Source organism: Ideonella sp. B508-1, from assembly GCF_000333615.1.
Taxonomy (GTDB): Bacteria; Pseudomonadota; Gammaproteobacteria; order Burkholderiales; family Burkholderiaceae_C; genus Ideonella.
In genome coordinates, this window is record NZ_BADL01000474.1 from 1 (window position 1) to 1,029 (window position 1,029).

At 68.9% G+C, this 1,029-nt stretch carries 1 protein-coding gene; it reads left to right on the top strand.

Annotated features, from left to right (window positions below):
- Positions 1–965: O-acetylhomoserine aminocarboxypropyltransferase/cysteine synthase family protein (locus tag I73_RS18915; protein WP_022982052.1), on the top strand; the 965-nt coding region annotated here is incomplete at its 5' end.
- Positions 966–1,029 lie beyond the last annotated feature (64 nt).

Below are 1,029 nucleotides of genomic sequence, written 5' to 3' on the forward strand. Positions count from 1 at the left end.
ATGGCGGCACCTACAACCTGCTGGCCCACACCCTGCCGCATTACGGCATCCAGACCCGCTTTGCCGACTACCGCCTGCCCGAGCAGTTCGAGACCCTGATCGACGAACGCACCAAGGCCATCTATGCCGAGACCCTGGGCAACCCCAAGGGCAATGTGACCGACATCGCCCGCCTGGCCGAGATCGCCCACCGCCACGGCATCCCGCTGATCGTGGACAACACGGTGGCCAGCCCCTACCTGTGCCGGCCGATCGAGCATGGCGCCGACATCGTGGTGCAGTCGCTCACCAAGTACCTGGGCGGCCACGGAACCAGCCTGGGCGGCGCCATCATCGATTCCGGCAAGTTCCCCTGGGCCGAGCACAAGGCCCGCTTCAAGCGCCTGAACGAGCCGGACGTGAGCTACCACGGCGTGATCTACACCGAGGCCCTGGGCCCGGCGGCCTACATCGGCCGGGCGCGTGTGGTGCCGCTGCGCAACACCGGCGCGGCCATCTCGCCCTTCAACGCCTTCCAGATCCTGCAAGGCATCGAGACCCTGGCCCTGCGCATGGACCGCATCTGCGACAACACCCTGGCGCTGGCCCAATACCTGCAGCAGCACCCCAAGGTGGGCTGGGTGAACTACGCCGGGCTGGAGGACCACCCGGAGTACCCCCTGGCCAAGAAGTACCTGGGCGGCCGTCCTTCGGGCCTGTTCACCTTCGGCGTCAAGGCGCCGGCCGGCCAGGGCCGCGAGGCCGGTGCCCGCTTCCTGGACGGCCTGAAGCTCTTCACCCGCCTGGTGAACATCGGCGACGCCAAGTCGCTGGCCACCCACCCGGCCTCCACCACCCACCGGCAGCTGTCACCGGAGGAACTGGAGAAGGCCGGCGTGAGCGAGGACGCGGTGCGCCTGTCGGTCGGCATCGAGCATGTGGACGACCTGATCGCCGACCTGGACCAGGCGCTGGCCGCGGTCTGAGCCGAGAGGCCACCGGGGTGGCCTATATGATGCTTGCCGCCTGACGCCCCCGCGTCGGGCGCTG